The sequence below is a fragment of the Pseudarthrobacter sp. SL88 genome (assembly GCF_026672455.1).
GTDB lineage: Bacteria > Actinomycetota > Actinomycetes > Actinomycetales > Micrococcaceae > Arthrobacter.
In genome coordinates this window covers 992875-1017009 of the sequence record NZ_JAPPRD010000001.1, presented here as the reverse complement: position 1 = coordinate 1017009, position 24135 = coordinate 992875, and the positions used below count along the sequence as shown (strand labels likewise).

At 65.8% G+C, this 24135-nt stretch carries 21 protein-coding genes, 1 tRNA gene and 2 pseudogenes; 8 read left to right on the top strand and 16 right to left on the bottom strand.

What is annotated here, in order from left to right; translation table 11 throughout:
• Positions 1–39: 39 nt before the first annotated feature.
• Both rpoB and OVA06_RS04660 read right to left on the bottom strand, forming a co-directional pair.
• A complete protein-coding gene (gene rpoB, locus OVA06_RS04665) occupies positions 40–3549 on the bottom strand; it encodes a DNA-directed RNA polymerase subunit beta (protein ID WP_056075394.1) in 3510 nt (1169 codons plus the stop codon).
• A gap of 306 nt (positions 3550–3855) precedes the next feature.
• Entirely contained in the window at positions 3856–4329 is a 474-nt protein-coding gene (locus OVA06_RS04660; RefSeq protein WP_082497265.1) for a hypothetical protein, read from the bottom strand.
• A gap of 247 nt (positions 4330–4576) precedes the next feature.
• Here OVA06_RS04660 and OVA06_RS04655 point away from each other — a divergent pair, with 247 nt between their 5' ends.
• Together OVA06_RS04655 and OVA06_RS04650 are read left to right on the top strand one after the other, a co-directional pair.
• Complete coding sequence (locus tag OVA06_RS04655; RefSeq protein ID WP_268156654.1) at positions 4577–5776, top strand: acetyl-CoA C-acetyltransferase; 1200 nt, start codon at positions 4577–4579, stop codon at positions 5774–5776.
• Positions 5776–6279: an aminoacyl-tRNA deacylase gene (locus tag OVA06_RS04650; RefSeq protein ID WP_056075399.1), complete on the top strand. Its 504-nt coding sequence runs from the start codon at positions 5776–5778 to the stop codon at positions 6277–6279. The genes OVA06_RS04655 and OVA06_RS04650 overlap by 1 nt, the downstream gene beginning before the upstream one ends.
• A gap of 124 nt (positions 6280–6403) precedes the next feature.
• Here the strand turns inward: OVA06_RS04650 and rplL are convergent, their stop codons facing one another.
• The 9 genes from rplL to OVA06_RS04605 all read right to left on the bottom strand — a co-directional run bounded on the left by rplL (position 6404) and on the right by OVA06_RS04605 (position 12930).
• Complete coding sequence (rplL, locus tag OVA06_RS04645; protein WP_056075402.1) at positions 6404–6781, bottom strand: 50S ribosomal protein L7/L12; 378 nt, start codon at positions 6779–6781, stop codon at positions 6404–6406.
• Between the two features lie 77 nt (positions 6782–6858).
• Positions 6859–7452 (bottom strand): 50S ribosomal protein L10, encoded by a 594-nt coding sequence (rplJ, locus tag OVA06_RS04640; protein WP_268156650.1) that lies wholly within the window; start codon positions 7450–7452, stop codon positions 6859–6861.
• Between the two features lie 291 nt (positions 7453–7743).
• Positions 7744–8862: a GNAT family N-acetyltransferase gene (locus tag OVA06_RS04635; RefSeq protein WP_268156649.1), complete on the bottom strand. Its 1119-nt coding sequence runs from the start codon at positions 8860–8862 to the stop codon at positions 7744–7746.
• A gap of 8 nt (positions 8863–8870) precedes the next feature.
• Positions 8871–10013, bottom strand: a complete 1143-nt coding sequence (locus OVA06_RS04630) for a GNAT family N-acetyltransferase (protein ID WP_268156647.1) — start codon at positions 10011–10013, stop codon at positions 8871–8873.
• A 111-nt stretch (positions 10014–10124) separates the two neighbouring features.
• Positions 10125–10832, bottom strand: a complete 708-nt coding sequence (rplA, locus tag OVA06_RS04625; RefSeq protein WP_015937867.1) for a 50S ribosomal protein L1 — start codon at positions 10830–10832, stop codon at positions 10125–10127.
• A gap of 178 nt (positions 10833–11010) precedes the next feature.
• Positions 11011–11442, bottom strand: a complete 432-nt coding sequence (gene rplK, locus OVA06_RS04620; RefSeq protein WP_003803853.1) for a 50S ribosomal protein L11 — start codon at positions 11440–11442, stop codon at positions 11011–11013.
• A gap of 128 nt (positions 11443–11570) precedes the next feature.
• Positions 11571–12374, bottom strand: a complete 804-nt coding sequence (nusG, locus tag OVA06_RS04615; RefSeq protein ID WP_045729566.1) for a transcription termination/antitermination protein NusG — start codon at positions 12372–12374, stop codon at positions 11571–11573.
• Positions 12375–12488: 114 nt separating this feature from the next.
• Positions 12489–12773 (bottom strand): preprotein translocase subunit SecE, encoded by a 285-nt coding sequence (gene secE, locus OVA06_RS04610; RefSeq protein WP_043794078.1) that lies wholly within the window; start codon positions 12771–12773, stop codon positions 12489–12491.
• Positions 12774–12857: 84 nt separating this feature from the next.
• Positions 12858–12930 (bottom strand) — tRNA-Trp (locus OVA06_RS04605).
• 275 nt (positions 12931–13205) lie between these two features.
• On the opposite strand from OVA06_RS04605, the gene OVA06_RS04600 reads away from it, so the two are divergent.
• Positions 13206–14423 (top strand): pyridoxal phosphate-dependent aminotransferase, encoded by a 1218-nt coding sequence (locus tag OVA06_RS04600; RefSeq protein WP_268156643.1) that lies wholly within the window; start codon positions 13206–13208, stop codon positions 14421–14423.
• A 140-nt stretch (positions 14424–14563) separates the two neighbouring features.
• On the opposite strand, the pseudogene OVA06_RS04595 reads toward OVA06_RS04600, so the two are convergent.
• Positions 14564–15245, bottom strand: a pseudogene (locus OVA06_RS04595) (LuxR C-terminal-related transcriptional regulator).
• Positions 15242–16687, bottom strand: a complete 1446-nt coding sequence (locus OVA06_RS04590) for an ATP-binding protein (RefSeq protein ID WP_268156641.1) — start codon at positions 16685–16687, stop codon at positions 15242–15244. The pseudogene OVA06_RS04595 and the gene OVA06_RS04590 overlap by 4 nt, the downstream one beginning before the upstream one ends.
• A 125-nt stretch (positions 16688–16812) precedes the next feature.
• Here OVA06_RS04590 and OVA06_RS04585 point away from each other — a divergent pair, with 125 nt between their 5' ends.
• The 5 genes from OVA06_RS04585 to OVA06_RS04565 all read left to right on the top strand — a co-directional run bounded on the left by OVA06_RS04585 (position 16813) and on the right by OVA06_RS04565 (position 20985).
• Positions 16813–18426 carry a PspC domain-containing protein gene (locus OVA06_RS04585; RefSeq protein ID WP_268156639.1) on the top strand — a complete coding sequence of 538 codons (1614 nt, stop codon included), beginning with the start codon at positions 16813–16815 and terminating at the stop codon, positions 18424–18426.
• Position 18427: 1 nt separating this feature from the next.
• Positions 18428–18727 carry a hypothetical protein gene (locus OVA06_RS04580; RefSeq protein WP_268156637.1) on the top strand — a complete coding sequence of 100 codons (300 nt, stop codon included), beginning with the start codon at positions 18428–18430 and terminating at the stop codon, positions 18725–18727.
• A 3-nt stretch (positions 18728–18730) separates the two neighbouring features.
• Positions 18731–18982 (top strand): PspC domain-containing protein, encoded by a 252-nt coding sequence (locus OVA06_RS04575; RefSeq protein WP_091722012.1) that lies wholly within the window; start codon positions 18731–18733, stop codon positions 18980–18982.
• 192 nt (positions 18983–19174) lie between these two features.
• Entirely contained in the window at positions 19175–20200 is a 1026-nt protein-coding gene (locus OVA06_RS04570) for an ATP-dependent 6-phosphofructokinase (protein ID WP_015937876.1), read from the top strand.
• A 68-nt stretch (positions 20201–20268) separates the two neighbouring features.
• A complete protein-coding gene (locus OVA06_RS04565; RefSeq protein ID WP_261619238.1) occupies positions 20269–20985 on the top strand; it encodes a GNAT family N-acetyltransferase in 717 nt (238 codons plus the stop codon).
• Here the strand turns inward: OVA06_RS04565 and OVA06_RS04560 are convergent.
• The 3 genes and pseudogenes from OVA06_RS04560 to ygfZ form a co-directional block, all read right to left on the bottom strand.
• The gene (locus tag OVA06_RS04560; RefSeq protein ID WP_261619239.1) at positions 20947–22476 is read right to left on the bottom strand and encodes a DHA2 family efflux MFS transporter permease subunit; all 1530 of its coding nucleotides are present in this window, start codon (positions 22474–22476) and stop codon (positions 20947–20949) included. The two genes, OVA06_RS04565 and OVA06_RS04560, sit on opposite strands and share 39 nt — an antisense overlap.
• A gap of 49 nt (positions 22477–22525) precedes the next feature.
• Positions 22526–22954 carry an ankyrin repeat domain-containing protein gene (locus OVA06_RS04555; RefSeq protein WP_268156631.1) on the bottom strand — a complete coding sequence of 143 codons (429 nt, stop codon included), beginning with the start codon at positions 22952–22954 and terminating at the stop codon, positions 22526–22528.
• Positions 22951–24037: pseudogene (gene ygfZ / locus OVA06_RS04550) on the bottom strand (CAF17-like 4Fe-4S cluster assembly/insertion protein YgfZ). The gene OVA06_RS04555 and the pseudogene ygfZ overlap by 4 nt, the downstream one beginning before the upstream one ends.
• Between the last annotated feature and the right edge of the window lie 98 nt (positions 24038–24135).

Sequence of the window (24135 nt, the reverse complement as noted above, 5' to 3'; positions counted from 1 at the left end):
TCCGACGGCGGGTGGGCACCCGCCGTCGGACCGGACCTGCTAGACCTCTTCTACGGAGCTGGGCTCTGCGCGAGACAGATCGATGCCCAGTTCTTCCGCAGCCGTGAAGACTGCGTCATCAGAGTCACGCATTTCAATTGTGGTTCCGTCCGTGGAAAGCACTTCCACGTTCAGGCACAGCGACTGCATTTCCTTGATCAAGACCTTGAAGGATTCGGGAACGCCCGGCTCCGGGATGTTCTCGCCCTTGACGATGGCTTCGTAGACCTTGACGCGGCCGTGGATGTCATCGGACTTGATGGTGAGGAGTTCCTGGAGCGTGTAGGCGGCGCCATAGGCTTCGAGGGCCCACACTTCCATTTCACCAAAGCGCTGGCCACCGAACTGTGCCTTACCACCCAGCGGCTGCTGCGTGATCATGGAGTACGGGCCGGTGGAGCGGGCGTGGATCTTGTCGTCCACCAGGTGGTGGAGCTTCAGGATGTACATGTAGCCGACCGAGATCGGATCCGGGAACGGCTCGCCGGAGCGGCCGTCAAACAGGCGGGTCTTGCCGGAGGAGTTGATCAGGCGGTCACCGTCGCGGGTCACGTTGGTGGAGTCGAGCAGGCCCGTGATTTCCTCTTCGCGGGCGCCGTCGAACACCGGCGTTGCAACAGTGGTGGGACCACTCTCGCGCGGCAGGTTCGGCAGCTGCTTGACCCACTCGGGCTCGCCTTCGATCTTCCAACCGGTCTTGGCAACCCAGCCGAGGTGCGTTTCGAGCACCTGGCCCACGTTCATACGGCCCGGGACACCCAGCGGGTTCAGGACGATGTCAACGGGGGTGCCGTCGGCAAGGAAGGGCATGTCCTCGATCGGAAGGATCTTGGAGATAACACCCTTGTTGCCGTGGCGGCCGGCGAGCTTGTCGCCGTCGGTGATCTTGCGCTTGGCGGCCACGTAGACGCGGACCAGCTGGTTCACGCCCGGGGGCAGCTCGTCGTCGTTGTCGCGGTCGAAGACGCGGACACCGATGACGGTGCCGGACTCGCCGTGCGGCACCTTGAGGGAGGTGTCGCGCACTTCGCGGGACTTCTCACCGAAGATGGCGCGCAGCAGGCGCTCTTCCGGGGTCAGTTCGGTTTCGCCCTTGGGGGTGACCTTACCGACCAGGATGTCGCCGGCTTCGACCTCGGCACCGATGTGGATGATGCCACGCTCGTCCAGGCCTGCCAGGACTTCCTCGGACACGTTGGGGATGTCACGGGTGATTTCCTCGGCACCAAGCTTGGTGTCGCGGGCATCGATCTCGTGCTCCTCGATGTGGATGGAGGAAAGAACGTCCTCGGCAACAATGCGCTGCGAGAGGATGATGGCGTCCTCGAAGTTGTGGCCTTCCCATGACATGAATGCCACGAGCAGGTTCTTACCGAGGGCGAGCTCGCCCTGGTCCGTTGCCGGGCCGTCAGCAATGATGCCGCCGACCTCCAGGCGCTGGCCTTCGTTTACCAGGACGCGGTTGTTGTAGCAGTTGCCCTGGTTGGAGCGTGCGAACTTGTTGATGCGGTAGTTGGTTTCCGTACCGTCGTCGTTGAGCATGATGACCAGCTCAGCGGAGACCTCGGTAACCACACCTGCCTTCTTGGCGATGGTGACGTCACCGGCGTCGACGGCTGCGGCGCGCTCCATGCCGGTACCCACGAACGGGGCCTCGGAACGGACCAGCGGCACGGCCTGGCGCTGCATGTTGGCACCCATGAGTGCACGGTTGGCATCGTCATGCTCGAGGAACGGGATCAGGGCCGTAGCCACGGACACCATCTGGCGCGGGGAAACGTCCATGAACTCGACGTCGGCGGCGGGAACCAGAACAGGCTCGCCTCCACCACCACGGGCACGGACAAGAACGGTCTCTTCCGAGAACTTCTTGTCAGCATCCAGCGGTGCGTTGGCCTGGGCGATCAGGACCTCGGCTTCGTCGTCGGCCGTCAGGTACTGGACGTCGTCGGAAACGACTCCGTCCTTGACCAGGCGGTACGGCGTCTCGATGAAACCGAACGGGTTGATGCGTCCATAGGAAGCCAGCGAACCGATCAGACCAATGTTCGGGCCTTCAGGAGTTTCGATGGGGCACATACGTCCGTAGTGGGACGGGTGCACGTCACGAACTTCCATGCCGGCACGGTCACGGGACAGACCACCCGGGCCAAGCGCGGACAGGCGGCGCTTGTGGGTCAGACCCGAGAGCGGGTTGTTCTGGTCCATGAACTGCGACAGCTGCGACGTTCCGAAGAACTCCTTGATGGCTGCCACGACGGGACGGATGTTGATCAGGGTCTGCGGCGTGATGGCCTCGACGTCCTGGGTCGTCATACGCTCGCGGACAACGCGCTCCATGCGGGACAGGCCGGTGCGGACCTGGTTCTCGATGAGCTCGCCGACGGCGCGGATGCGGCGGTTGCCGAAGTGGTCGATGTCGTCGATTTCGACGCGCAGGTCCACTTCCTGGCCGTCACGGGTGCCCTTGATGGTCTTCTCGCCGGCGTGCAGCGCAACGAGGAACTTGATCATGGCAACGATGTCTTCAACGTGCAGGACCGAGGCTTCCTTGTCGCCAAGGGAGCGGTCGATGCCCAGCTTGCGGTTGATCTTGTAGCGGCCAACCTTGGCCAGATCGTAGCGCTTGGAGTTGAAGTACAGGTTGTCCAGCAGGGACTGGGCAGCCTCGACGGTGGGCGGCTCGCCCGGACGCAGCTTGCGGTAGATATCCAGCAGGGCGTCTTCGCGGGTTTCGGTGGCGTCCTTCTCCAGCGTTGCGCGCATGGAGTCGTACTGGCCGAACTCTTCGAGGATCTGGCCTTCAGTCCAGCCGAGGGCCTTCAGCAGGACCGTGACGGACTGCTTGCGCTTGCGGTCGAGGCGGACACCGACCTGGTCGCGCTTGTCGATCTCAAGCTCAAACCATGCACCGCGGGACGGGATGATCTTGGCGGTGAAGATGTCCTTGTCACTGGTCTTGTCAGCGGCACGCTCAAAGTAGGCGCCCGGCGAACGGACCAGCTGGGAGACGACGACACGCTCGGTGCCGTTGACCACGAAGGTACCCTTCTCGGTCATCAGCGGGAAGTCGCCCATGAACACGGTCTGCTGCTTGATTTCGCCCGTGTTGTTGTTCATGAACTCGGCCTTGACGTACAGCGGAGCCGAGTACGTAGCGTCCCGGTCCTTGCATTCGGCCATCGTGTACTTGGGGTCAGCGAACTCCGGATCGGAGAAGCTCAGGGACATGGTGCCCTGGAAATCCTCGATCGGGGAGATCTCTTCGAAGATGTCCGACAGGCCGGACGTCGTAGCGACGCTGAGATCGTTTTCTTCGACGGCCTTCGCTACACGTGCCTGCCAGCGTTCGTTGCCGACGAGCCAGTCAAAGCTGTCCGTCTGCAGGGCAAGCAGATTCGGAACATCAAGGGGTTCGTGAATCTTTGCGAATGAGAGCCGGCGAGTGGCACCATCAGTGCTGTCGGCGGTGTTAGCGGTTTCGTTATTAGAGGTGCTCGAGGCGACCAAGAGGGATCCTTCCACAGACCTTCAGGCGTTTTCAGATCTCCCCCGCTGTGCACCCTGCAGAAGTTACTCCGCAGCGCTACCATCCGGTTCCGCTATATGACCCGGGGCCCGGCTGGCTGTGATGTGACGTATCGACGGCACGTTGATTGCCAGCTGCCAGGCAAAGCCCACCGCTATATGAAGGCTGAAGGTAAACAGGGAAGACGCAAATATCTACGATACGGCAAAACAACCTATGTGTCTACCCCACTTCGCGCAGGATTGCAAGCACCCGTTTCCGGCCGGATCCGGGTTTCCGGCGGCGGGCTAGAGCTTCAGCGTCACGCCTTCGGCAGAGCAGGTCCCCGAGTTGGCGAACACCGCGTCACGCACTGCGTCCTTTGAAGCCTGCGCGGGTTCGCCGCCGCTTTCGGCCGCACTGGAATGGTCAATGGCCAGGAGGCTGAGCGACGCGAACAGGCCCTGGAGGTCGCCGGTGACGGTGTCCTTGGCGTCCTCTGCCTGCAGGTAGATGTTCTCGTAGCCGTTGGCGTCCCCGGAGGGCACAGCGGCGTAGTCGGCAAACAGCGAGTTGAAGCGTTCGCAGGCTTCCTTGGCGCCGCCGGACGTGCCGGAGGACGCTGACGGGCCGTCACTGGCGGAGCCGGTACTGCTGGCAGCCGGGCTCGCGGACTGGCCAGCGTCAGCGGTTTCGGCCGGAGCGGGCGCCGACACCGAGCAGGCAGTCAGCCCGGCTACGCCAACAACTGCTGCCAGGGCGAGGATCTTCTTCACTGTCATTGCTCCATCCGTCCCGGGTGCGGCATGGCTGCCCCCTGCATGAGTTTCCGCCGTCCACCCTACGCAAGCTGCCGCCGTCGTGCACATTCCGGCCATGGGGACCTCTCCCCTGCCGTCTTCCAGCTAACGCGGCTGCAGGCGGCGCAGGCCCGGAATGCACATGCCTGCCGCCGCGTTTGAATAGATGGGTGACCAGGGTCACGATAACCTTGGTGGCTTACACCGGATGAGATCGGAAGAGATAACCATGGGCAACTCCCCCGGCAACAGCGACGTTGTCATCCTTTCAGCAGTCCGCACCCCGCAGGGGCGGATCAACGGGCAACTGGCCAGCTTCACGGCCGTAGACCTTGGCGCGCACGCCATCCGCGCCGCCCTGGACGCCAGCGGCGCAGCGGTGGGTGACGTGGAAGCGGTCATCATGGGCCAGGTCCTGCAGGCGGGGGCGGGCCAGAACCCGGCCCGCCAGAGCGCCATTGCCGCCGGGATCGGCTGGAACGTCCCCGCGGTGACGATCAACAAGGTATGCCTGTCGGGGCTCACCGCCGTCATCGACGCGGCCCGGATGATCCGCGCCGGCGAAGCCGCAGTGGTGGTGGCCGGCGGCCAGGAGTCGATGACCCGGGCTCCCCACATCCTGCCGGGGTCGCGGCAGGGCTGGACCTACGGTTCCATCCAGGCCCTCGACGTGGCCGCCCATGACGGGCTCACCGATGCCTTCGACGGCCAGTCGATGGGCCTGTCCACCGAGACAGGCAACCTCGCCCTCGGCATCGACAGGCCTTCACAGGACAACGTTGCGGCCCAGTCCCACCAGCGTGCGGCGCTGGCCGCCAAGAACGGAACGTTCGACGACGAGATCGTCGCCATCAGCGTCAAGCAGCGGAAGGGTGACCCCCTGGTGGTGGGCACGGACGAGGGCGTCCGGCCCAATTCGTCCGTGGAGTCCCTCGGCGGGCTTCGCGCCGCCTTCGTCACCGACGGCACCATCACGGCGGGCAACTCCTCCCCCCTTTCCGATGGCGCCGCGGCCCTGGTGCTGTCATCGCGGGCTTACGCCGAAGAGCACGGACTGGAATACCTCGCGGTGGTGGGCAAGCCGGGCCAGGTGGCCGGGCCTGACAACTCGCTGCACTCCCAGCCCTCGAACGCCATCATGAACGCCTTGGGCAAGGCCGGCTGGAGCACAGCTGACCTCGACTTCATCGAGATCAACGAAGCCTTCGGGTCGGTGGCAGTGCAGTCGTTGAAGGACCTCGACTATCCGCTGGAGAAGTGCAACATCCACGGCGGCGCCATCGCCCTGGGCCACCCCATCGGGGCGTCGGGAGCACGCCTGGCCGCGCACGCCGCGCACGAGCTGAAGCGGCGCGGAACCGGCAAGGCAGCGGTGTCCCTGTGCGGCGGAGGAGGGCAGGGCGAAGCGCTCCTGCTCTACCGCGACTGATGGCGGACAAAGCGGCAAACGGAAGGGACGGCGTCGGACGCGAACGGTTCCTGGCCGACGCTGCCACCCGCGGCCTCCACGTGGAGGTTGTGGAACGGCCGGCGGCGAGGAGCCTCGAAGAGGCCGCCGGAATCCTTGGCATCACGCCGGCGGACATCGTCAAATCCCTGGTGGTGAAGCACAAGAACGGGACCTTCCTGTTCGCCCTGGTCCCCGGCGACCGGCAGATCTCCTGGCCCAAACTGCGGCAGCTGGTGGGCGTCAACAAGCTCTCCCTGCCGCCGGCGGACATCGCCCTCGAGGCAACGGGCTACGAACGCGGAACCATTACCCCGCTGGGGAGCACCAGCCCGTGGCCCGTATATGCCGACGCCACCATCACGGGGCGGCGGATATCGATGGGTGCCGGCGCCCATGGTTACAGCGCCTTCGTCGACGCCGACGCCCTCACGTCCGCCCTCGGCGCCGTCGTCGCGGATATTTCTGACCCCAACCCGATGTAGGTAGCAGCAGGTGCCGTTATGAGGGCTCATAACGACACCTGCTGCTACTCAGTTGGGGTCCGGACGCAAAAACCCCGCCCCACTGCCAGGCAGTGGGACGGGGTTTTTAGTGGAGAAACCGTTGTTACTTGACGGTAACGCTGGCGCCTGCAGCCTCGAGCTGCTCCTTGGCCTTCTCGGCAGCTTCCTTGGTGGCGCCTTCGAGAACAGCCTTGGGTGCGCTGTCAACCAGGTCCTTGGCTTCCTTCAGACCCAGGGAAGTGATGGCACGTACTTCCTTGATCACTGCGATCTTCTTTTCGCCAGCGGACTCGAGAACGACGTCGAATTCGGTCTTCTCTTCAGCCTCTTCAGCAGCGCCACCGGCGGCGGGGCCGGCAACGGCTACAGCAGCAGCGGTTACTTCGAAGGTCTCTTCGAAGAGCTTGACGAACTCGGAGAGCTCGATGATGGTCAGTTCCTTGAAAGCTTCAATGAGCTCTTCGTTGCTGAGCTTCGCCATGGTAGGCGTCCTTCCTGTTGTGGTGTCCGAACGGCGCGGAGCGGGACAGACACCGGAGTCTGGTGGGGTAAAGAGAATTAGTTCTCTTCGGCAGCGGGAGCCTCGGCGGGTGCCTCGGCTGCTGCTTCAGCTTCAGAGTCAGCAGACTCTTCAGCGGCCGGCGCTTCGGCAGCTGCCGGTGCACCGTTCTCTTCTTCAAGCTTGAGACGCAGCGCATCGATGATGCGTGCAGCTGCGGCAGCAGGAGCCTTGAGGATGCCTGCAACCTTGGCGAGCTGCAGCTCACGGGACTCGAGGGCAGCCAGTGCGGCGACCTCGCTGGCGTCCAGTGCCTTGCCTTCGAAGTAACCGGTCTTGATGACCAGCTGCTTGTTGGCTTTAGCAAAATCCGTCAGGCTCTTGGCAGCGGCAACTGCGTCACCCTTGATGAACGCGATTGCAGTGGGGCCGGCAAGCTGGCCGTCGAATGCTTCGACGCCGGCTTCCTTGGCTGCAATGGCGGTCAGGGTGTTCTTGACGACCGCGAACTTGGTGTCCTGGCCGAGAGAAACACGCAGCTGCTTGAGCTGTGCAACGGTGAGCCCGCGGTATTCGGTCAGGACAGCGGCGTTCGATTCCTTGAAATCGTTAGTGATCTCAGCTACTGCTGAAACCTTGGTAGGCGTTGCCATAACCCTCCTTCCGGGGATAGTGCCGGTATTCGAGGGTCCCGCTCAGGTGAGCTAAAACTAAAAACGCCCCGCGCAGATGCACGGGGCTTGGCTCAACATGTTTCCATGGAGCGTTGCTTCGTTCACCTGCGCCGGCCGCCCTATGTCAGGGTCCTTCGTCCAGAAAACCACTTCATCTCCCGCGCACAACTGCAGAGTTGAGCAATGCTCGAAAGAGTGGATTTCCAACAACCGACGGTCTTTGGTCCTCCAAGTCTACGGGAGCCCGTGGCAGGACGCCAAATCGGGGCCTCAGCTGGTACTGGTATGGAGCTTCGGCAGCTCTTTCTGCCAGATCCCGGTCACCCCGGCAACGCGGAAGCCCAGCTGCTGGTTAACGGTAAGGAGGTACCTGTTGTCCGGAGCGTTCCAGGTGTAGATGACGCGCGCGTCAGGGAACTGCTCGGTGAGCCGTTCCATGTTGGAGACCTTGATCAGCAGGCCCAGCTTGTTGCCCCGGTGCTCCTGCAGCACCAGCGTGTCGTCCTGGAACACCACGTCCGCCCGGTGTGCCAGCACGGTGATGGTGGTCAGCCCCACCAGCGTGCCCGAGGCGAGATGCTCGACGGCGGTGACCACCGTCCGCCGGCCCTGCGCGATGGCGACGTCCTCGGCTTCGCGCAGGATGCCGCCGTCGAACACCAAGTCCTGCTCCACAGGGACGTCAAGATCGGGGTCAACGTCCGCACCGGCCTGGTTCTCGAGTACCGCGACGGCCTCAAGCCAGCGGTCCGGGCAGCGGTCGGTCCAGTGGTGCAGGCGGTAGCGGCCGTTGTTGGCGTCATCGGCCTCTGCCTGCAGGTCCGCCACAAGCTTCGAATCCAGTGGCAGGATGCAGGCGCTGAACTGCTCAATGTGTTGCAGGGTGTACCCGGTCTTCTGGGCGAACTCCACCTCGCGGCTGTCCAGCGGGACGAAGCCCGGCCCGGTCCCCGGCACCAGGAGGGCCTGTTCGAACTCATCCAGCGATGCGCCGGGATGATTGGTGTCCACCAGGATCATGGTGCGGCCCTCGCCGCGGGCAAGCTGCTCGGCGGCCTCCAGGAGCCGCCGCCCCACGCCCTGCCGCTGGAATTCGGGCAGGATGTCCAGGGTGAATTCCGCCAGGTCCAGGTGATCGGTCAGGGGCAGGGCGATGTCCACGGTCCCGACTATTTCGCCGTCCACTTTGGCGACGAGGATCAGTTGCCGCTCGTACGGATCCTCGAATTCAAGGAGCTTCTCGAGGGGACCGTAGGCGAGGTCGTCACTCCCCCAGGTGGCCATCCGAACTTTCCTGCCCACTTCGAGGGCGGCAAGGAAATCGGCAGCGTCAGGGGCCTCAAGGGAGTCGGGAATCCAGAGCTGCTCGATCTTCACGTCTTTTGCCATACGGGGCATCATCCCAGCCGTTTCTGCCACTCCCCTTCATAGCCGGCAGGCCTGAATCCAAGCGCAATATTAATCGAAAGCATATGCTGGTTTTCGCTGGCGTTCCACGTCAAAACCGAGCGGACCGAAGGCCACCTGGCCTGCGCCCGGCCCAGGTTTGCGGCCTTGACCAGCATGCCCAGCCGGTGGCCGCGGTGCGGCCCGGCCACCAGCGTGTCCTGCTGGGTGGCGGATCCCGGTACTTCCGGACGCCAGTTCAGGACCGTATAGGCAACCAGTTCACCCGTCCCGCGGTGCCGGGCCGCTGCCACCACAGACTGCACACCGCCGCGGACCGTGGCGGCCTCCTCGTCACGAACCCGGGCAGGATCCCAGTCCTCCCGTTCCCAGCCCAGGGCGGCCATGGGGACGTCGGTGCTCATGGTCGCCTTAAGCGCGGCCAGGCCGGCAACGAATTCGTCAGGGCAGTGATCGTCCCAGCGGACCACCGTGTAGGCGGCGGCCCGGGCGGCGGCCTCAGCCTCAATCCGGGTCATGACCCCTGCAGGCACGGGCAGGTCCAGCCGGCTGGACCGTTCCACCTGTTCAAGCGAGTAGCCGGCCGAAGAGGCAAAGGCAGTGGCGGGATCGGCGAGGGGAAGCGCACCTGATCCGGACTTCGCAGGCAGCATGGCCGCACCCGGGCCGACGCGTTCCAGCTGGATCTCGTGGTACCCGTCCAATGAGGTGCGCCCCCGGCTGCGGGCCGCGGCTTCTGCAAACTGCAGCAGCGTGCGGCCAACGCCTTGCCGCCTTTGGGCCGGGTGGACCAGTACATCGATTCCCGCGGTATCGGTGTTCTCCCGCAAGGGCAGGGTGACCGAACACAGCCCCGCAGGACTGCCGTCGCGGCGGGCCAGGAACAGGTGCCGCTCCTCGTACTGGTTCCCCCGCCAGAATTCCAGCGACTCGGCCAGCGTCGGGCACCGGTCCAGGTTGCCCCAGAGCGAGAGTTCGTGGGTTTCGCGCAGGGAATGGCATGCACGGAAGTCTTCGGAAGGTACGACGCCGGGCGGTTGCGTTCGGTTCCCCCGCGCGGGGATCTCCACGCGACTGATGTTGATGCCGGCGGCGACCGCGTCCGGCGGGAAGGGAAGCGGTGTCCCGGGCATTTCCCCAGCTTAGGCAGAACGTGTGAACAAGTTAAGCAAAAACCGCCCGGCGCATGCGCGCCGGGCGGTTTTCAATGCCCCGGAATGATCGGGGCAGATGTTCTGTAAGGCTTAGGCCTCGGTGAGCACCTTGGTGACGTTCGGGTCCACGGAGATGCCAGGGCCGAAGGTGGTGGCAACGGTGGCCTTCTGGATGTAGCGGCCCTTCGAAGCGGAAGGCTTCAAGCGAAGCACCTCTTCCAGCGCTGCTGCATAGTTCTCAGCCAGCTTGACGGCGTCGAACGACACCTTGCCGATGATGAAGTGCAGGTTGGAGTGCTTGTCGACGCGGAAGTCGATCTTGCCGCCCTTGATGTCATTGACAGCCTTGGTGACGTCCGGGGTAACCGTACCGGTCTTCGGGTTCGGCATCAGGTTACGCGGGCCGAGGACCTTACCGAGACGGCCAACCTTGCCCATGAGGTCAGGGGTGGCAACAGCGGCGTCGAAGTCGGTCCAGCCGCCGGCGATCTTTTCGATCAGGTCGTCGGAGCCAACGAAGTCGGCGCCGGCTGCGATTGCTGCCTCGGCCTTGTCGCCCGTGGCGAAGACCAGGACGCGGGCGGTCTTACCGGTGCCGTGGGGCAGGTTGACCGTACCGCGGACCATTTGGTCAGCCTTGCGGGGGTCCACGCCGAGGCGGAAAGCAACCTCGATGGTGGCGTCGAACTTGGACGGGTTGGTGTCCTTGGCGAGGGTCACTGCCTCGAACGGCGCGTAGGACTTCTCCGCGTCGATCTTGGCGGCTGCTGCCTCATATGCTTTGCTGCGCTTTGCCATGCTGCTCTTTCTCCTTGTGCAGTTGTGGTCTGCGGACCGCGCTGGGCCCTGCCACAGCCGGTGATCCGGACGGTTATTCGTCCCGGATAACCGGCATTTCAATTGTTGGTGGTGCCGGGATTCCGGCGGTGCCACTCGGCGCCATGCTGATGCGCGGCGTCAGGCGGCGGTAGGGGGATTAGCCCTCGACGGTGATACCCATGGAACGGGCGGTGCCGGCGATGATCTTCGCTGCGCCTTCGAGGCTGGTGGCGTTGAGGTCTTCCATCTTGGTGGAGGCGATCTCGTTGACCTGTGCCTGGGTCAGCTTGGCAACCTTGACGGTGTGCGGGGTAGCCGAACCCTTGGCAACGCCTGCAGCCTTCTTGATGAGTTCTGCAGCCGGCGGGGTCTTGGTGATGAACGTGAAGGAACGGTCCTCGTAGACGGTGATTTCCACGGGGATGACGTTGCCGCGCTGGGCTTCCGTTGCAGCGTTGTACGCCTTGCAGAATTCCATGATGTTGACGCCGTGCTGGCCAAGTGCGGGACCGATCGGCGGGGCCGGGTTAGCGGCACCTGCCTGGATCTGCAGCTTGATGAGGCCGGTGACCTTCTTCTTGGGAGCCAATGTAGGGTCCTTCTCTCAATAACTTCCTGGGGCACAGGAGCGTGGCCCAGGTTTTTGGCCGCCATGGCAAGGCGGCCTGCCGTTCCGGAGCCGCTAAGCGGGCGGCGCCGGAACGAATTCTCGGGTAATCAGATCTTGGTGACCTGGTTGAACGCCAGGGTGACGGGCGTCTCGCGCTCGAAGATGGAGACCAGCACCACGAGGGTCTGGGATTCGACCTTGATCTCGGAGATCGTGGCGGGAAGGGTCTCGAACGGGCCTTCCTTGACGATGACGGACTCGCCGACCTCGAAGTCGACGTCCACCGGCGCCTGGTGCTGCTTGTTGACCGGCTTGCCCTTCTCGGCCTGCTCTTCTTCGAAGACCGGCGCGAGCATGGAGAAGACCTCGTCGAGGCGCAGCGGCACGGGGTTGTGGGCGTTGCCCACGAAGCCGGTAACGCCGGGAGTGTGGCGGACGGCGCCCCAGGAGGCGTCGGTCAGGTCCATGCGGACCAGGACGTAGCCGGGAATGCGGACGCGGTTGATGACCTTGCGCTGGGCATTCTTGATCTCGACGACCTCTTCCATGGGCACCTGGATCTCGAAGATGTAATCTTCCATGTCCAGGGTCTGGATGCGGGTCTCAAGGTTGGCCTTCACGCGGTTTTCGTAACCGGCGTAGGAGTGGATGACGTACCAGTCACCTTCCTGGCGGCGCAGCTTGGCCTTGAATTCATCTGCCGGGTCAACGGCAGCGGTGGCTGCCGCGGCGGCGAGGGCGTCAGCGTCGGCATCGCCGGACTCTGCTTCGCTGTCAGCCTCCGCGTCGGCATCGGCGTCATCGGATTCGGGCGCGGAGGACTCAACCTCAGACTCTTCACCGATTTCTGCGGTGATGTCCACGGCCTCTTCCTGCTCAGTCCCGGTTACCTCGAGCTCCTGCTCAGACACTTGGTCTCCTGCTTCCTCATTGCCTAACATGCCTATTTAAATGGCTCAATTCCGCACACCGGCGCTCCCCTCCGGTTTCCCGGATGGAGCGCGCAGCCTGCGGACCCTGCAGCCTTAGTTGTCCGTGGGGCCTGTCCCGCCGAAGAGCCAGCCGACAGCGGTTCCAAAACCGATGTCCAGCAGGCTGACGATGACCATCATGATGGCCACGAACACCAGCACCACGAGCGTGTAGTTGATCAGTTCCTTGCGGGTGGGGGCAACGACCTTCTTCAGTTCGCCGATGATCTGGCGGACGAAAAGTGCAATACGGGCGAAGATGTTTGCCTTGGCATCCTTCTTAGCTGGGCGGCCCTTGGAGCTGCTGGCAGCTGTTTCGGTCACCTGGTCCTCGCTCATCTTTGCAATGGTGGATTACCCGGCCCTGATCAGAACCATGGTTGCTGCGCTTGCCCCCGGATTTGTTGCCCGGGGCAGCTTGCGCAGGGCAGACAGGACTCGAACCTGCAACCTGCGGTTTTGGAGACCGCTGCGCTACCAATTGCGCCACTACCCTATGGAGTGAAACCAAACAGCAACGGCGATTCACCAGCTTTCACTGGGGCGCACGCCATCATCTGTGTTTCAACACCGGTGAATCAGTCTACGGCAACATCTTCGCGTTCGTAAAACCGACCCGTTCCAGCCCCTCCGCAAGCCGGCGTGTCAGTGCCTGGCGGGCCAGTCACATTTCACCTCCGGCACCCCGGAGGGTCCGGTGAACAGCATAGAGTAGAAAACGTCGAATCCCACATTCCAGCCATCCGGCTGCAAGCGTAGAACGGACCTGCCATGTCTGCCGCCCGCGTTTCCCAGCGCATATCCGCAATTGCCGAATCCGCCACCCTGGCCGTTGATGCCAAGGCTAAAGCGCTGAAGGCTGCTGGGCGTCCGGTGATTGGCTTCGGCGCAGGCGAGCCGGATTTTCCCACCCCGGACTACATTGTCCAGGCTGCCATTGAGGCCGCGGGCCAGCCGAAGTACCACCGCTACTCCCCCGCCGGCGGGCTTCCCGAACTGAAGCAGGCCATTGCCGCGAAGACGCTCCGGGACTCCGGATACGCCGCAGACCCTTCCCAGATCCTGGTGACCAACGGCGGCAAGCAGGCCGTCTATAATACGTTCGCCACGCTGGTGGATCCGGGCGACGAGGTCATTGTCCCCGCACCGTTCTGGACCACCTACCCTGAAGCGATCCGGCTGGCCGGCGGCGTTCCCGTCGAGGTTTTTGCGGGGCCGGAGCAGGGCTACCTGGTGACCATCGAACAGCTTGAAGCAGCCGTGACGGACCGGACCAAGATCCTCCTGTTCGTCTCGCCGTCGAACCCCACCGGCGCCGTCTACTCGCCGGAGCAGGTGGCCGAGATCGGCAAGTGGGCAGCGTCAAAGGGCATCTGGGTGGTGACCGACGAGATCTACGAGCACCTGACCTACGACGGCGTTCCCTTCACCTCCATCGCCACGGCCGTGCCCGAACTCGGTGACAAGGTGGTCATCCTCAACGGTGTGGCCAAGACCTATGCCATGACCGGATGGCGCGTCGGCTGGATGATCGGCCCGGCGGACGTCATCAAGGCGGCCACCAACCTGCAGTCGCACGCCACCTCCAACGTCTCCAACATCATGCAGATCGCCGCCCTCGCCGCCGTTTCCGGCCCGCTGACAGCGGTCGACGAGATGAAGGTGGCCTTCGACCGCCGCCGGAAGGCGATCGTGGCCGGCCTGAACGCCATTGAAGGGGTGGAATGCCCGACGCCGAAGGGCGCCTTCTACGTGTACGCGGACGTCCGCGGGCTGCTGGGCAAGGAATTCCCCACGGCGGCCGGTACCGCAACGCCGCAGACATCGGCCGAACTGGCGTCCCTGATCCTGGACGAGGTGGAAGTGGCAGTGGTTCCGGGCGAGGCGTTCGGCCCGTCCGGCTTCCTGCGGCTCTCCTACGCACTGGGCGATGACGACCTCGCCACCGGCGTGCAGCGCCTGCAGGATTTCCTCGGCAAGGCCCAGTAGCGCCCGCTCACTCTTGGCGCCTTAAGCACAAACGCCCGCTCACTCTTCTAAGGAGAGTGAGCGGGCGTTTGCGTTTTTCCCGCAGGATGTGAGCGCGCGTCGCAGAAATAGGGTAGCCGCAGGATGTGAGCGCGCTGCGGTTAGAGGAGGCGGCGCTCCGCGGCCCATTTGGTGAGTTCGTGGCGGCTGGAGAGCTGGAGCTTCCGCAGGACCGCGGAAACGTGGGTTTCCACCGTCTTGATGCTGATGAAGAGCTCCCTGGCCACCTCCTTGTAGCTGTACCCCCGGGCGATCAGGCGCATGACCTCAAGCTCGCGGGCCGAGAGCTTGTCCAGCTCGTCATCGGCGATGTCCGCCGGCGCGGTGCCGAAAGCATCCAAAACGAACCCTGCCAGGCGCGGCGAGAAGACAGCGTCCCCGCCGGCAACCCGGAACACGGCGTCGGTGATCTCGGCCCCGGAGATCGTCTTGGTGACATAGCCCCTGGCCCCCGCCCGGATCACTGCCACGACGTCCTCCGCAGCATCGGACACGCTGAGGGGCCAGGAAGCGCGTGGTGCCCAGCAGCGGAACGGACCCTGCGATAACCTCACGGCCGCCGCCGCCCAACCCGCCGGGAAGGTGCACGTCCAGCAATACGACATCGGGCCGCTGTTCGGCGATGACGGCAATGGCCTGCTCCACTGTGGCCGCTTCCCCCACCACGTGGATGCTGGCATCGAGATCGGCTTTGAGCCCGGAACGGAAGATGGCGTGGTCGTCCACGATGACCACGCGGACGGAGCTGGCGGCCTGCGCGGCTGCCCCCTGGTTGACGTTCATGACTTTCCTTCCACGTTGTCCGTGCTCGCAGCCGGCAGCCGCAGGCGGACCTCCGTGCCGTCCCCGGTGCTGAGGATGGCAGCCGATCCGCCGTGCCGCTTCATCCTGCCGATGATGGACTCCCGTACGCCCAGGCGGTCCTCCGGCACGTCGGCCAGCTCGAACCCGGGCCCGCGGTCCTTGATGAAAATTTCGGCCTGGCCGTCCGAGGCTTCGAGGTACACGGAAACGGCGCCGCCACCGTGCCGGGAGGCGTTCAGCATGGCTTCCCGGCTTGCCTGGACCATGGCCTCGTGGCCTTCGGTCATGGCGGCATCGCCGACGCTGACCACCTCCACGGCGTTGCCCAGGAGGTCTTCCACCTCGGCTGCCACGGCCTTGATCCGGTCCGAAAGCTGCCCCGCTTCCCTGCCGGGATCCTGGAACAGCCAGCCGCGGAGCTCGCGTTCCTGCGCCCGGGCCAACCGGACGACGTCGTGCTCGCTGCCGGCCCGGCGCTGGATCAGCGCGAGCGTCTGCAGCACCGAATCGTGCAGGTGCGCGGCGATCTCGGCGCGTTCGGTTTCCCGGATCCTGCCGGCACGCTCGGTCTCCAAATCCCGCCAGAACTTCAGCGCCCAGGGCAACAGGACCAGCACTACGCCACCGAGCACTGCCACGGAGGCCAGCAGCGCGAGCCAGGTCTGCTCCCAGGAGCCGGAACCGGACACCATCACCAACACGCCGGCCACCACCAGCGCCAGGCCGGCCGCGAGCCGTGCCCAGCCGCCGGCCTGGTCCGCCTTGGTCTTGTTCACCAGCCCGGCCCGCCGCGTTTCGTCCAGCTGCATCCACGCGATGGACGCGCCGCCCAGGACGGCGGCGGCGGGAATAAGGGTTCCCAGCGGCACGTCGACGCCCAGCAGCTGCGCGATCATGATCCCGGCCACCAGCAGCAGCCCGCAGCCAAGCAGGATCTCCTTGCCGTACTTCATGCTCTGCCAGCGGAACCACGGCGGTTCGCCCGGCTTGCGGCCGCCGGGCGGTGCCGCGCTGTCCGCGCCCTGGGGAGCGCCGCCGTCGGCAGCCTGGCCCAGGGATGCCTGATTCGAGGGTGCCTGGCTCAAGGGCGCCTGGCCAAAGGGCGCCGGGCCGGGTGGAGCGGAAGGCAGCGCCGACAGTGTGCCGGCCACGGCGGCGGCAGGTGCCTGGCTCACCGCAGGGGCAATGGGCGACGCCGGCCGCCGGGCATTGCGCCGGGCAGCCTCATCCGCGGTGGGAACCATGATCCACAGCCACGCGTAGAAGACGAGGCCGGCCCCGCCCGCGAGCGTTGCAAGCGCCATGCCTACCCTGACGTTCTTCACCGGCCAGCCCAGATGAACGGCCAGGCCCGAGCAGACACCGGCAATCACGCGGTCGCTGCTGCGGGCCAAAGGGGGCCTGGCCGGGACGGTTGTCATGGGTCAATCCAAGCATGGATCAGGGTTCCCCGGACCCGGATCCGGCCGGAACCGGGGGCAACTCAGGGACCGCTCAGGGTATTCCCCAGTAGAGCGCAGACGGGGCTGGGCGGAAGGATTGAGGTATGAACTCGCAGACCCCCCTCCCCGACGACGGCCAGCCCACCGAGCCTCTGCCCGGCGCACCGCGGCCCACCGAACCCCTGCCGTCCGCGCCGACCACGCCGGACCCGTCCGAGGGCCCTCGGGCCTCCGAATCCAGCCGGCCAACTGCGGACCAGTGCGGCGCTGACCTGCCCCGCGCTGGAGCCCCCGGAGCTGATCTCCCCGAAACCGGACAGGCATACACAGGCCGTCCCGGCACCGCACCCACTGCCCCGGGCGACGCCGATTTCTTCTCCTGGATCCGCGGTCATGGCATCCAGCGTGGCCGGGACCGGTGGATCGGCGGCGTGTCCAGCGGCATTGCGCAGAAGCTGGGCGTGGACCCGTTGATCATCCGCGGCGTCTTCATCGTCCTGACCCTGTTCGCCGGCATCGGCGTGCTGGTGTACGGCCTCGCGTGGGCGCTGCTCCCGGAGCCCGACGGACGGATCCACGTCCAGGAGGCCGCAGCTGGCCGGTGGACCACCGGGATGACAGGATCCCTGATCGCCACGATCCTGGGACTGACCGGACTGGGCGGCGGCTTCTGGGGCTGGTCGCACAACGGCTTCGGCGGCTTCCTCTGGACGGTCTTCTGGGTGGGCGGCGCCATTTACCTCATCTACTACCTCTCGCAGCGCAACAAGGCAGGCCGGCCGGCGATGGCCGCTCCGCACGCTGGCGGCTACGGCACGCCTGGCGCCTACGGGACGCCGGGCGCAGCCGGCACCCCAGGAACCGCCTACACAGCCGGACATCCCGGGACCGCACCGTTCTCCTCCACGGGCACCTCATATGGAGCGGGCCCCGCTTCCCCCTCCATGCCCTCCTACGGCGACGGCAGCTATTCCGGGAGCGGCTCCTACTCCGGCGGTGGCTCCGGCAGTGGCTCAGGCTCCGGCGGCGGATTCCCGGGCGGTGGCCCCTACGGCGGTTCCCCCGCACCGCAGCGCACCCCGAAACCACGCCCGGCCGGGCCCGGCGCTCCCGCAGTGGCCGTCGCCGCCGGGTCGGCGCTGCTGGTGGGCGGCGGACTCAAGGCACTCGATGTCACCAACGTCATCGACCTGGGCGATTCCGCCAACGCCATCGTCTGGGCCAGCGCCGCAGCCGTCCTCGGCCTCGGCATCCTCATCGCCGGCCTGCGCGGCAGGACCGCTGGCATCCTGAGCTTCTTCGCCGTGGTGGCGCTGATAGCGGGCGGCGTGTACAACGTGGTGGGCAACGGCGACAGGATGCGGTTCCAGCAGGTGGACTGGGCACCGGCCAGCATCACGGAAGCCACCCGCGGCTTCGACATCACCGCCGGACGCGGAACCGTGGACCTGACAAACCTTGCCGGCGGCGCTCCGCTGCGCTCCGACGTCGTGATTCCCCTGGACATCACCGCGAGCAACGTGACCGTAGTGATCCCGGAGGACGTCCCCGTGGACATCAAGGCGGACATGACCATGGGCAACCTCAACGAGGCCTCGGGCCAGCGCGGCGGAACCACCACCCGGGAAAGCACCTATAACTCCGACCGGCCCGGCAGCCATCTGGTGGTCCAGATCGACGGCACCTTCAGTAACGTCACCATCCAGGAAGGCAATTGAGATGAGCACCAGTAACCAGGCACCGGATCCCACGGGCCGCGGCAGCTACTACCCGGACAGCACGACGACGGCGGGCACAGACCCTGCCGGCCCCTCCACCACAAGGGTGGGGACGGGGGTGTGGGGACTGATCGTCCTGGCCCTCGCCGCCCTGATCATCGTTGCCCAGCTGGGCATCGTGACCCTCAACGCCACGTACGTGCTGATCGGGCTCATGATCGGAGCGGGCGCCGCACTGGTGGTGGGCGGCCTGCTCTCCGCCCGGAAACGTGACAACCAACCGACAACAGGGAAGTCTTGAACCATGGACAAGTTTTTCAGCATCGTCAGGGGCTTCGGCCTGCAACGCGGCCCGCAGCGCTGGGTGGGTGGCGTCCTGGGCGGCATCGCCGCAAAAACGAACGTGGACGTGGCCTTCGTCCGCATCGCGTTCCTCGTGTTCTGCCTCCTCCCCGGGCCCGCAGTGGTCTTCTACCTCCTGGCGTGGGGGATCCTTCCGGACCAGCGGAACGTGATTCCGCTGCAGGCATTCCTGGAGCGCCGGTCCCTCAGCTGACCTGCAGGTGACATCCGAGGGCCTCCGCCGTTCACTACGGCGGGGGCCTTTGCCGTGCCCGGCCGGCGCGCGTGCGGGCGGCGTACCGCGTGTAACGGGTTTGTGTCGTACCCCACACCTCCCACTACACTTCTAGGTGAGCTCAGCGTGGCGCTCTGCCAGTAGACCCTCTTCCAGGATTTGAGCCGAAACATGAAAATTGGAATCCTCACCAGCGGTGGCGACTGCCCCGGACTGAACGCGGTTATCCGCGGCGCCGTGCTGAAGGGTATCGCCATCCACGGCCACGAGTTCGTCGGATTCCTCGACGGCTGGCGCGGCGTGGTGGAGGGCGACATCATCGACATCCCCCGCACCATGGTTCGCGGCATCGCCAAGCAGGGCGGCACCATCCTGGGCACATCCCGCACCAACCCGTTCGAAAACGGCGGCGGCCCCGAGGTCATCAAAGCCCACATGGACCGGCTCGGCATCGACGCGATCATCGCCATCGGCGGTGAGGGAACCCTTGCCGCGGCCAAGCGCCTGACCGACGCCGGCCTGAAGATCGTCGGCGTCCCCAAGACCGTGGACAACGACCTCGACGCCACCGACTACACCTTCGGTTTCGACACCGCGGTGCAGATCGCCACCGAGGCCATCGACCGGCTCCGGACCACCGGCGAATCCCACCACCGCTGCATGATCGCCGAGGTCATGGGCCGGCACGTGGGCTGGATTGCCCTGCACGCCGGCATGGCGGCCGGCGCCCACGCCATCCTCATCCCGGAGCAGAAGGTCAGCATCGAGCAGATCACCGAATGGGTGAACGAAGCCCACGCCCGTGGCCGCGCGCCGCTGGTGGTCGTCGCTGAAGGGTTCGTGCCCGAGCACATGGAATCCCCGCACTCCGAGCGCGGCCTGGACACGTTCGGCCGTCCCCGCCTGGGCGGCATCGCCGACCAGCTCGCGCCCGAACTGGAAGCACGCACCGGCATTGAAACCCGCGCCACCATCCTGGGCCACATCCAGCGTGGCGGCGTCCCCTCGGCCTTCGACCGCGTCCTCGCCACCCGCCTGGGCATGGCCGCCATCGACTCCGTGGTGGAGGGCTTCTGGGGCACCATGGTGGCGCTCAAGGGCACCGACATCCAGCATGTCGCCTTCGAGGAAGCCTTGGGCCAGCTCAAGACCGTGCCGCAGAACAGGTACGACGAAGCCGCTGTCCTGTTCGGCTAAGTACAGCACATTGCCCGGCCGGGCATGATGTCCGGCCGGGACAGCCGCCGGCGCCCTAGGCTGGGACCATGACACTCGATCCCGGCTCTGCCGCCATCATCCAGCTGGCCTGGGCCCGCCGCCTGGGCCTCGACGACGACGCTTTTAGCACTGCGCTTGCCTCCGGCGAACGCATCGTCCGGGCCGATGAATCAGCCGGCACGGTGGAGTTCGTCAGGTTGTTCGGCAGTTCCGTGCTGGTAGGGCCGCAGGACGTCATTGACGCGGCCGCGGACATCCCCGATACGGACATGGCCCAGCACGTCACCCTGCTGACGCTGACCCGGGCCCGTGGCGGGCACGGCCTGGGCGCGGCGGCGCTGTTCTTCGCCGACGACCTGCCGCTGCAGCAGCCCTCCGAAGAGATGACGGTGTCACACGGTAACGCCGAAGCGATCGAACTGGAGGGCCGCTGCCCGCCGGACGACGTCAACGAGGTTGGGCTCTCCGACCTTGAGAACCGCTTCACCATCGTCCATGAGCTCGACGGCAGGCGGGTTCCCCGGGCCTGCGGCGCCTACACAGAGTGGGAAGGACTGCTGGCCCACCTGGGGGTCCTGGTGGATCCGGAGTGGCGGCGCCGGGGCCTGGGGACACTGGCCGCCTCCATCGCGTCCCACGAAGCCTTGGCCGCCGGGCTGACGCTGCAATGGCGGGCGGACGTCAGCAACACGGGATCGCTGGCGCTGGCCCGCAGCCTCGGCTTGTCAGCCGGCGGAATCCAGACCAGCGTCCACCTTGGCTGAGGGAGCCGATCCTTCAGCGGCACCCCACCCCTGAACCGGCTTGGGTTTGGCGAAGAACAGCACCACAACTGCCCCGGCCAGCACCACGGCGGCGGGCAACAGGATGGACTGCGCCATCGCCGTCGAGAATCCTGCATGCAGGAAGTCCGGCAGGGAACCGCCCATGGCCATGCCCTCGCCCGCCCCGCCGGCCTGGCCGCCGGGGCCGGCCGGGAGCTCAGCCGCCAGCCGCGACTGAATCAGGACCGCGATGGCAGCGCTGCCCAGGACCGCTCCGAACTGGCGGGTGGTGTTGTAGACGCCGGAGCCGGCGCCCGCTTGCCGCGGCGGCAGGTTCCTGGTGGCGGTGGTGCTCAGGGGCGCCCAGATGCCGGCGTTGGCGAAGCCGAGAACAGCGCTGGGAAGCAGGAACAGCAGGATGGGGGTGTCCGGCTGCATCAGCAATCCGTTCCACACCAGGGCCACCGCCATGAGTGTCAGGCCCGCGGCTGCCAGGTATTTGGGGTTGACCCGGTCCACGATCTTTCCCACCACGGGAGCCATGCCACCCGAGATCAGCGCCATGGGCACCATCAGCAACGCTGACTGGGTGGGTGTCAGGCCGCGGACCATCTGGTAGTAGAAGATCAGCGGCAGCCCGAAGGACGTTACCGTGAACCCCACCATGGTGATTCCAAGGTTGGCCAGCGAAAAGTTCCGGTCACGGAACAGTCCCAGCGGCAGCAGCGGCTCGCCCTTGTTGAAACGCTGCCAGGCGACGAATCCGGCGAGGATTATGATCCCGGCGATGATCAGGGACCAGACGCTGATGGGTCCGGCGATGGTTCCCCAGTTGTACGTCTCGCCTTCCTGGATGCCGAAGACCAGCAGGAAGAGCCCGACGGCGCTGAGCAGCACACCGGGAATGTCGAACCGGTGCGGGTGGGTGCTGAGTGCGGGCACGTTGCGCACCGCGAGGATGAACCCGACGACGCCGATGGGAACGTTGATGAAGAAGATCCACTCCCAGCCGAGGCTGTCCACCAGGACACCGCCCAGGATTGGGCCCACCAGCGTGGCCATGCCCGCGGTGGCGCCCCAAATGGCCATGGCGGCACCCCTGCGGTCCGGCGGGAAGATGCGGGTGATGACGGCCATGGTCTGCGGTGTCATCACTGCAGCACCGAGGCCCTGCAGCACCCGGGCGGCGATGAGGGTCTCCACATCCTGCGCCAGGCCGCACCACAGCGAGGCCAGGGTAAAGACCACCAGGCCAAGCAGGTACAGCTTCTTGGGCCCGAACCGGTCGCCCAGCCTGCCGGTGATCAGCAGGGGTACCGCGTAGGCCAGCAGATAGGCACTGGTCACCCAGATCACGGAGTTAATATCGGCGCCCAGGCCCTCCATGATCCGCGGGTTGGCCACGGACACGATGGTGCTGTCAATCAGGATCATGAAGAACCCGATCACCAGCGACCACAGCGCCGCCCAGGGCTTTTCTACGTTTTCCATCCGGTCATCCTTCAGAGTCATATGGTGGTTGCCGGGCGGACCCGGGGGCTCAGCCCAGGAGGTCGAGGATCTCCTGGCGGGCAAACATTTGCGCGGCCGCGCGTGCCGACGGTGCTCCGGCGTCGGGATCTGCGCCGGCATCCAGCAGGACCCGGGCCACATCCGTGTATCCCTTGAATGCCGCACCGGCCAGCGGCGTCTGGCCGCGGTCATTGGCGGTGTTTGCCTCGGCGCCGTGTTCGAGCACCAGGCGCACCGTGTCGGCATGGCCGTGGTAGGCGGCCAGCATCAGGAGGGAATCTCCGGCGGCATTGGTAAGGGTGGCCGGAGCCCCGGCGCCGAGGTATGCGCGGAGCAGTTCGGTGTTCCCGTCCCGGGCTGCCTGGAAGAGGCTGTGGGCCAGGGCGACCGCGTCGTCGTCCGGCCCTGCTCCTGCCGCGGCGTCCTGCGCCGGCGTGGCGTTTCCGTGTTCTGTCATGCGCGTGGCCCCCTGAGGAATCCGGTCTGGCGCCCCACCACCTGGCCGGCGTCGGGGGCAACGATGAGTTCCTGTCCGGCGGTGTACGGCTCGTCCCCGTCCAGGACCGTCAGTATTTCATCCGGAGCGACGGACCGCTTTATGACCGCCAGCGCCACCGGCCCCATTTCGTAGTGCTGCGCCACAGATGTGACGGCCCCTACTTTGCGCTCGCCGGCAAGGACCACACTGCCGGCGGCCGGGAGGGTGTGCTGCGAACCGTCCAGCTGGAGGAACACGAGGCGCCGCGGCGGGTGCCCCAGGTTGTGGACGCGGGCGATGGTTTCCTGGCCCTTGTAGCAGCCTTTGGCCAGGTGGACTGCGGTACGGAGCAGGTCCAGTTCGTGCGGAATCGTCCTGTCGTCGGTTTCGGCGCCGATCCGGGGACGCCAGGCAGCGATGCGCAGCGCTTCGGATGCCATGACGCCTGCGAGCGGCCGGTCCGCCACCATCCGTTCCAGTTCGGCGGCGGGGGACGAGGTATTCGAACCACGGCCGTTCCAGCCCGGGATGGTTCTCTTCGGCAACGGTGGCGTAGGAGTACCCGCCAGCAGAGACATGCGGCCACGGGTCCTGCCAGGCCACCAGCGTGGCCCACTCAGGAACTGCGGCGGTACTGCCCACCACTGCCCAGCCGGCCGAGGCGTCGGCGATGTCCACCCGCAGCATGAACTTCATCCTGTTGAGGTACTCAGCCAGCGGAGCGGCCTCGGCGCCTTCGACGATCAGCCAGGCGGTGCCGCCGTCGTCAACGATGCGCGCATCGAATTCGATCCGCCCCTGGACGCTCAGCAGAAGCAGTTCGCTGGACTCGCCCGGCTGAAGGGCCGTCACCTGTTGGGATGACAGCGTGTTCAGCCAGCTCAGCCGGTCCGGCCCGGTGACGGTGACAACCCCGCGGGAGGAGAGGTCGACGACGGCGGTTCCGGCCGCCAGGGCACGCTGCTCCCGGAGGGGCTCACCGTAGTGGGCTGCGACGCCGGCATCCGCTCCGGCTGCCTCGACAGCTCCGGGGCGCGACAAAAGGGGGCTGGGAGTAGTCATATTGGGGAGAACGTCCTTCAGTCAGTCTGTATTCCGCTTTGTCGCCGGAACTTGGAACCCTGGCCCGGAGCGTCTGAACCTTGGCCGGGCCTGAGGGA

Excerpts from the sequence above, each read along its gene's own strand:
- OVA06_RS04575 (WP_091722012.1), top strand. The coding sequence starts at position 18,731 with ATGGACAAGTTTTTCAGCATCGTCAGGGGCTTCGGCCTGCAACGCGGC.
- secE (WP_043794078.1), bottom strand. The coding sequence starts at position 12,773 with ATGAGCGAGGACCAGGTGACCGAAACAGCTGCCAGCAGCTCCAAGGGC.
- OVA06_RS04565 (WP_261619238.1), top strand. The coding sequence starts at position 20,269 with ATGACACTCGATCCCGGCTCTGCCGCCATCATCCAGCTGGCCTGGGCC.
- OVA06_RS04570 (WP_015937876.1), top strand. The coding sequence starts at position 19,175 with ATGAAAATTGGAATCCTCACCAGCGGTGGCGACTGCCCCGGACTGAAC.
- OVA06_RS04590 (WP_268156641.1), bottom strand. The coding sequence starts at position 16,687 with ATGACAACCGTCCCGGCCAGGCCCCCTTTGGCCCGCAGCAGCGACCGC.
- OVA06_RS04580 (WP_268156637.1), top strand. The coding sequence starts at position 18,428 with ATGAGCACCAGTAACCAGGCACCGGATCCCACGGGCCGCGGCAGCTAC.
- OVA06_RS04585 (WP_268156639.1), top strand. The coding sequence starts at position 16,813 with ATGAACTCGCAGACCCCCCTCCCCGACGACGGCCAGCCCACCGAGCCT.
- rplJ (WP_268156650.1), bottom strand. The coding sequence starts at position 7,452 with ATGGCAACGCCTACCAAGGTTTCAGCAGTAGCTGAGATCACTAACGAT.
- rplL (WP_056075402.1), bottom strand. The coding sequence starts at position 6,781 with ATGGCGAAGCTCAGCAACGAAGAGCTCATTGAAGCTTTCAAGGAACTG.
- OVA06_RS04660 (WP_082497265.1), bottom strand. The coding sequence starts at position 4,329 with ATGACAGTGAAGAAGATCCTCGCCCTGGCAGCAGTTGTTGGCGTAGCC.
- OVA06_RS04600 (WP_268156643.1), top strand. The coding sequence starts at position 13,206 with ATGTCTGCCGCCCGCGTTTCCCAGCGCATATCCGCAATTGCCGAATCC.
- OVA06_RS04650 (WP_056075399.1), top strand. The coding sequence starts at position 5,776 with ATGGCGGACAAAGCGGCAAACGGAAGGGACGGCGTCGGACGCGAACGG.
- OVA06_RS04560 (WP_261619239.1), bottom strand. The coding sequence starts at position 22,476 with ATGGAAAACGTAGAAAAGCCCTGGGCGGCGCTGTGGTCGCTGGTGATC.
- OVA06_RS04635 (WP_268156649.1), bottom strand. The coding sequence starts at position 8,862 with ATGGCAAAAGACGTGAAGATCGAGCAGCTCTGGATTCCCGACTCCCTT.
- rplA (WP_015937867.1), bottom strand. The coding sequence starts at position 10,832 with ATGGCAAAGCGCAGCAAAGCATATGAGGCAGCAGCCGCCAAGATCGAC.
- OVA06_RS04555 (WP_268156631.1), bottom strand. The coding sequence starts at position 22,954 with ATGACAGAACACGGAAACGCCACGCCGGCGCAGGACGCCGCGGCAGGA.
- OVA06_RS04655 (WP_268156654.1), top strand. The coding sequence starts at position 4,577 with ATGGGCAACTCCCCCGGCAACAGCGACGTTGTCATCCTTTCAGCAGTC.
- OVA06_RS04630 (WP_268156647.1), bottom strand. The coding sequence starts at position 10,013 with ATGCCCGGGACACCGCTTCCCTTCCCGCCGGACGCGGTCGCCGCCGGC.